Here is a 6,500-nt window from a genome sequence, read left to right as displayed (position 1 = left end):
TCATCTCCTCAATCAGGCGAATGACGAGGCGTATCGCAAAAATGAAATTTTGAGTCGGGCTCTTAAAGCCATTTTCCGGCCTGCTGCCGTTCAAGATGCAATAGAACGCACAGAAAACTTGCTTTTTGTCTTCGGCCATAACAGCTTAGTGAAAGAACGTGAATTCCTGTAATAATATTACGAAACACGTATGGATTGCATTAAAAATCACAGTCTTTATAAATCCATGTTGGATGGTTGGCGGGTTATCGCGAAAAGATATTGCGCATGATCAGCACAACCATTTAATGATAGCGAGGGGAACATGAACCCTTCGACAGAATGGTTAGACCAGATAAAAATCCGGGAACCAGTCGAAACAAACGAGAGGACTAGAAATGCGCCTATTCAAGCGTATCGCTGCAGCGGCTTCAATTGCAGCCTTGGCAGTATCAGTAGCAGGTTTTACAACTGGTAGCGCAAGCGCCGAAGAAAAGCTGAAGCTCAAAATTGCTACCGAGGGTGCCTACCCTCCCTTCAATGTCATCAATGCAGATGGCTCACTCGGCGGCTTTGACGTCGAAATTGCAAAGGCGCTCTGCGATGAAATGAAAGCCGAATGCGAATTCGTGACCCAGGAATGGGATGGCGCAATCCCTGCCCTTCAGGCAGGCAAGTTCGATGCCTTCATCGCCTCCATGTCGATCACCGACGAGCGCAAGAAGCAGGTTGATTTCTCCAATAAATATTACAATACCCCGCCCGCCATCGTTGTACCGAAGGATTCCCCGATCAAGGGCACGACCAAGGAAGATCTGGCCGGCAAGACCATCGGTGTACAGGTTTCCACCACCCACGCCAACTATTCAGAAAAGACCTTCACTGACAGCACCATCAAGGCCTATCCAACGGCTGAAGAATATCGTCTTGACCTTGCCAATGGTCGCCTCGACGCCGTCAATGACGACTCGGTCACGCTCAGCGAATGGTTGAAGACCCCAGATGGCGCATGCTGCAAGATTCTTGGCACCATCACGCCTGTAGTCGAAATTCATGGACCTGGTGCCGGCATTGCCTTCAAAAAGGGCCGTCCTGAACTGGTCGAAAAGTTCAACGAAGCCATCAAGGCCATCCGTGCCAACGGAAAGTACAAGGAAATCAACGACAAGTACTTTGAATTTGACGCCTACGGCGCCGAAAACTAAGTTCGCTTGCACGAATGCGCCGGTCACTGCCGTGATCGGCGCATTTCAGTTGTCGTCTTGTTGAAAACAGGGGCGAATTACTTCGCGGATCCGTTGGGCCTAGCCCAATGATGGCTCCCAGTTTCGCTCCCCAGTCAAAGTACAGGCGCATGGAATACTACGCCAAATTATTGAGTTTTGGTCCGGATGGCTGGGGCACCAGCATTGCATGGGGTCTTGTCGTTACAATCTCTCTGGCGCTTGCCACCTTGCCACTTGGACTGCTTCTTGGTTTTCTGGTCGCTCTCGGAAAACAGTCCGAAGAGCGCTCCATGCGTCTTGCGGCCAATATATATACAACCATTTTCCGTGGCCTACCTGAGCTTCTGACGCTGTTTCTTGTCTATTTTGGTGCCTCGCTTGGCCTGCAGCGTTTTCTCGCCCTGTTCGGTATTGAGGCCAATGTGGAAATCAATTCCTTTGCAGCCGGCATGGTTGCACTGGGCTTTGTGTTTTCCTCCTATTCCAGTGAAGTCTTTCTCTCGGCCTTTCGTGCCATACCGCGTGGACAATATGAGGGCGGCTATGCCATCGGCCTGTCGAAATGGCTTACCCTGCGCAAGGTGATTTTCCCGCAACTCATCCGCATTGCCCTGCCCGGCCTGGCCAATCTGTGGCTTGTCCTGTTGAAAGATACTTCGCTTGTATCGGTGATCTCGCTGTCGGACATTCTGCGTCAGACTTCCATTGCAGCACGCGTGACCAAGGAGCCTTTCCTGTTCTTTGGCGTTGCCTGCCTGCTTTATCTGGCACTTGCGATTATCTCGTCCTATTTCATTGACCGTATTGCGAAATGGGCCGATGCAGGCGGCGATCATTCGAGGGAGGCATGATCATGAGCGGTTCTGCTGAACATATGGTCACCGATGATCTGCTGCCGCCGCCAGTTGTGCGCAAATGGACCAAGACGCGCATTGCGGGCTATGCGATTGTTGCGCTGTGGATCGTCATGTTCCTTGGCATGGTTATCTATCTCTATGATGTCTGGAATATTGATCTCATAGAAACCTATGGCCCGCGCTACTGGTCAGGCCTGCTGATTACCATTCAGCTGGTCGCCATCTCTATCTTTATCGGCGCGCTGATTTCCATCCCCGTGACCGTCGCCCGCATGTCCAGCAATCGCTGGCTGCGCAACATTGCCTATGCCTATGTCTATTTCTTCCGTGGCACGCCGCTTCTGGCGCAAACATTCCTGATCTATTACGGATTTGGATCGTTCCGCCCCTATCTTGAAAGTGTCGGTCTGTGGATCTTTTTCCGCGATGCCTGGAACTGCGCCATCCTTGCCTTTTCGCTCAACACATCGGCCTATCAGGCGGAAATTCTGCGCGGCGCCATCCAGAGCGTTGCCAAGGGGCAGTGGGAAGGTGCTGCCGCGCTTGGCCTGCCAAAGCGCATTACCTTCTGGAAGGTCATCCTGCCGCAGGCATTGATCGTTGCCCTGCGTCCTTACGGCAATGAAATCATCCTGATGATCAAGGGCTCGGCCATTGTCGCCATCATTACCGTGCTTGATCTGATGGGCGAAACCCGTCGCGCTTATTCCCGCACATTCGACTTCCAGACCTATATCTGGGCAGCATTGATCTATCTTTCCATGGTCGAATGCCTGCGCCATGTCTGGGATTTCCTTGAACGGCGCCTGACACGCCATCTGGTACGCTAGACACGGCCGTATCTTCTGACACCTGAACCGCCTGCCCGAAAAGGCAGGCGGTTTTCATGTCCCGGTTATTTTCTACACCAATATTGTTTCAGGCAAGGATCTGCTTACAATCACGAATCTATTCCCGGCTGACAGCCGTTTGTCATGTTTGACCACGATCGGGGCAAGGATCTCGCAATGCTCAAAATCTGGGGCCGCCTTAACTCATCAAATGTTAAGAAAGTCATATGGATAGCTAATGAACTTAAACTTCCATACGAGCACATGAATCTGGGGGGCGCTTATGGCGGGCTAGATGATCCGGCCTTTCTGCAACGCAATCCCAATGGCTTGGTACCGCTGATCGAGGATGGCAAAACCGTGCTGTGGGAATCAAATGTTATCGTGCGCTACCTTGCCGCCCAATATGGCAAGGACACGTTCTGGATCGAGGATCCGGCCAAGCGGGCGCAGGCAGAAAAATGGATGGACTGGGCCTCGACAACATCCATGCCGGATTTTCGCGATGTCATGATGAATCTCGTCCGCCTGCCGGAGGATCAGCGCGACCCGATTGTTGCCCAACGCGGCGTGCAAGGACTCAGCAAAATGATGCGCATTGCCAATAATGCGCTTGAACAACAACCGTGGCTGACCGGCGATCATTTTGGCATTGGCGACATACCGCTTGGCTGTCTGGTCTATGCCTGGTTCCTGTTTCCGATCGAACGCGAAGACATGCCAGCGCTGGAAGCCTGGTACAAACGGCTGACAGAGCGCCCGGCCTATCAAAAGGCGGTCATGATACCATTGAGTTGAAACCACACGAGTCAGGACAGAACGAATGACAAAGTCTGTAAAAGTGGCCTTTATCGGTCTTGGTGTCATGGGTTATCCAATGGCCGGTCATCTGCGCAAAAAAGGCGGCTTTGACGTTACCGTCTATAACCGCACCACGGCAAAGGCAGAAAAATGGGCACAGGAATGTGACGGCAAGCATGCCGCAACCCCTGCTCTGGCGGCAAAAGACGCCGATTTTGTTTTCGCCTGCGTTGGCAATGATGATGATCTGCGTTCCGTGACGATTGGCCCTGATGGCGCGTTTTCGACCATGAAAAAGGACGCGATCTTCATCGACAATACGACGGCATCGGCCGAGGTTGCGCGTGAACTTGCAAGCAAGGCGCAAACACTTGGCTTTCACTTCATCGATGCGCCGGTTTCCGGCGGTCAGGCTGGTGCCGAAAATGGTGTCTTGACTGTCATGGTTGGTGCCGAGGAATCCATTTTCAATCGTGCCAAGCCGGTGATTGAAGCCTATGCGCGTTCTGTCGGCCTGATGGGGCCCGTCGGCTCTGGTCAGCTTGCCAAAATGGTCAACCAGATCTGTATTGCCGGCATTGTACAGGGCCTTGCTGAAGGCATACACTTCGCCAAGAAAGCCGGCCTCGATGTTGAAAAGCTGATCAGCGTGATTTCCAAGGGTGCTGCCGGGTCATGGCAGATGGAAAACCGCTCGGCGACCATGAATATTGGCAAATATGATTTTGGCTTTGCCGTGGACTGGATGCGCAAGGATCTTGGCATCTGTCTTGAGGAAGCCAACCGCAATGGCGCCATGCTGCCGCTTACGGCTCTGGTCGATCAGTTCTACAAGGAAGTGCAGAATATGGGTGGCGGACGCTGGGATACGTCGTCGCTGCTTGCCCGGCTTGAGCGTCAGTAACGACGCCTTACCACAAATGGAATGCCATTTGGGTGTTCTGACGTGGAACTGGCAGTTGGCTGAATGCTCTCCAAACAAAAGCCCGGAACACCTTCCGGGCTCAGATCATCACAAACCCCTTGATTGCAAAGAGCGGTCAAAACGAAGGGGAGACTGATCACCTTTAAAAATCCGGAACATTCTTTTGAATCTAGGACGTTCCGTTAATCTGAAGATCTCTTCCCTTGGAGCTTTGCCCGCGGCTTGAGCCCGGAACGGATTCCGGACCCTGCGGTACTGCACGATCAGAATTTGACCTTGGCCGTCAAGGACAGCCCACCGACAAAGTCATTGCCGAACTTACCCTTTGAGCCAGTCGGGTTAAAGTTGCCGTTTACGATCGTATCGTCCAACTCACCAGAGGTCAGCCAGCCGGCAGCGCCTGCCAGACGGACTTCGAACTGCTCATGCGGCTTGTAGTTTGCACCCAGACCAAACAGCCAGATATCGGTTTGCGAAGTCAAGCCGGTGCTCGTGCCACGATCCCAGGTGATCGTACCAGCAACCGACCATTCGTCATTGAACTTGTGACCGACACCGCCGCTGATCGTCCAGCCATCCTGGTAATAGAGGTTGAGGCCAGTGATGCGCGTCCCTTGCGGCACGATCTTGCTGTCGGCCGCAACGAAGTCGATCGCGGTCAGCTCAGACCAGTTGGTCCATTTGACCGAACCAAAGGCAAGCCAGCCCGGCGCAATACCTGACTGGAACTTGAATTCCAGCGATTGTGGTGTGGCCACGTCACTTTTAACATTGATCGGAATGCCAGCGCCGGTAATTGGATTGAGAGCCAGATTATCGACCGTACCCTGAAGATTGTATTTCACTTCCGACTGGTAAACCAGGCTTGCACGCAGCGCATATTCCGGAATTTCATAAGCGGCACCCAGACGCCAGCCAACAGAATTGTCATCAACATCCAGTGAGCCGATACGCCAGCTTCCAGCGAACGGATGACCAAAAGGTGGAATCGTCTTGGTCTGTTCACCACGCAGTTCCTGATAGCTAACACCACCCAGAATGCGGAAATAGCTTTTTCACCAACAGCAAAACGGTATGAACAATTGATGCCAAGATCATGGGAAGAAATTTTCTGCGTGATGGCAGTGAACTGGCGCACCGTGCCAGTACCAACATCCATATCAATGCCCCACGGCTGACGATATTGCGCAGCACAGGCAAGATCATTGGTAATGTCGTACTTGGCGGAGAATTTCGGCACCCAGTAATTGACCGTTTCCTTGACCGATGTTTCAAACGGCTTGCCGGTCATCGGATTGATACCGCCGGTCTGGGTTGCAATATAGGAACCGCCAATGTTCTTCAGCTTGCGCTGCGGCGCAACAAAGGTAGCGCCAGCTTCTGCAACTGTCCCCTGCTCAAAGAGAATATCAAAATCCTGAGAACTGCGTTCAAAACCGCCAGCATAAGCGCCCGAAGCCGTAGCCAGAAGCGCCGCCGTCAAACCTGCCAATCCTGCATGTCTGAAATCCATGGGGTCCTCCCAAACCTCAAATCACGTTCACAATAACGCAAGTGGAAAATGACGTTGACGGAAACGTAATTCAGGATGACTTCAAACTGCAAGAACCACGATGCACCGGCTTGGTGCATCATCCCTCTATGAAATATCAAAACAGGCCCATTTTTCACTTAGCGCCTGCAAATTTCTCTGCACATCCCGATTTTCGGGTGCGGAAAAGCCAGATTTCGTCCCATTTTAGCCATATTTCGGCCTTGTTGCGAAAATGCAACATAAGCTAAAAACCTTTTCATTCAGGCTTTAGAGCAACTCACATTTTGATGGAATCGAAAGGGATTCCCCTTTCGATTAAAATATGATTCAAACTACTGGCTAGTTGGG

General features: G+C 52.1%; 5 protein-coding genes and 1 pseudogene. 5 read left to right on the top strand and 1 reads right to left on the bottom strand.

Translation table 11 applies throughout. The features are described 5' to 3' along the window. The first annotated feature begins 377 nt into the window (after positions 1-377). The 5 genes from ACFO1V_RS09770 (at position 378) to ACFO1V_RS09750 (ending at position 4,597) form a co-directional block, all read left to right on the top strand. Positions 378-1,184, top strand: a complete 807-nt coding sequence (locus tag ACFO1V_RS09770) for an ABC transporter substrate-binding protein (protein ID WP_374834586.1) — start codon at positions 378-380, stop codon at positions 1,182-1,184. A gap of 149 nt (positions 1,185-1,333) precedes the next feature. Beyond that, positions 1,334-2,056, top strand: coding sequence for an ABC transporter permease (locus ACFO1V_RS09765; RefSeq protein WP_374834584.1), 723 nt, complete (start codon positions 1,334-1,336; stop codon positions 2,054-2,056). Between the two features lie 2 nt (positions 2,057-2,058). Then, entirely contained in the window at positions 2,059-2,892 is an 834-nt protein-coding gene (locus ACFO1V_RS09760) for an ABC transporter permease (protein WP_374834582.1), read from the top strand. Positions 2,893-3,069: 177 nt separating this feature from the next. After that, positions 3,070-3,690: a glutathione S-transferase family protein gene (locus tag ACFO1V_RS09755; protein ID WP_374834580.1), complete on the top strand. Its 621-nt coding sequence runs from the start codon at positions 3,070-3,072 to the stop codon at positions 3,688-3,690. Between the two features lie 25 nt (positions 3,691-3,715). Beyond that, positions 3,716-4,597 (top strand): NAD(P)-dependent oxidoreductase, encoded by an 882-nt coding sequence (locus ACFO1V_RS09750; RefSeq protein WP_374834578.1) that lies wholly within the window; start codon positions 3,716-3,718, stop codon positions 4,595-4,597. A gap of 284 nt (positions 4,598-4,881) precedes the next feature. On the opposite strand, the pseudogene ACFO1V_RS09745 reads toward ACFO1V_RS09750, so the two are convergent. Then, positions 4,882-5,777, bottom strand: a pseudogene (locus tag ACFO1V_RS09745) (OmpP1/FadL family transporter). Between the last annotated feature and the right edge of the window lie 723 nt (positions 5,778-6,500).

The sequence above is a fragment of the Daeguia caeni genome, assembly GCF_042653845.1.
GTDB classification, from domain to species: Bacteria; Pseudomonadota; Alphaproteobacteria; order Rhizobiales; family Rhizobiaceae; genus Brucella; species Brucella caeni.
The sequence above is the reverse complement of the archived record's forward strand: the minus strand, read 5'-3'. Positions and strand labels throughout refer to the sequence as shown.

What these genes read in the sequence shown, in the direction of transcription:
- ACFO1V_RS09770 (WP_374834586.1), top strand. Translation starts at nt 378, where the DNA reads ATGCGCCTATTCAAGCGTATCGCTGCAGCGGCTTCAATTGCAGCCTTG.
- ACFO1V_RS09765 (WP_374834584.1), top strand. Translation starts at nt 1,334, where the DNA reads ATGGAATACTACGCCAAATTATTGAGTTTTGGTCCGGATGGCTGGGGC.
- ACFO1V_RS09760 (WP_374834582.1), top strand. Translation starts at nt 2,059, where the DNA reads ATGAGCGGTTCTGCTGAACATATGGTCACCGATGATCTGCTGCCGCCG.
- ACFO1V_RS09755 (WP_374834580.1), top strand. Translation starts at nt 3,070, where the DNA reads ATGCTCAAAATCTGGGGCCGCCTTAACTCATCAAATGTTAAGAAAGTC.
- ACFO1V_RS09750 (WP_374834578.1), top strand. Translation starts at nt 3,716, where the DNA reads ATGACAAAGTCTGTAAAAGTGGCCTTTATCGGTCTTGGTGTCATGGGT.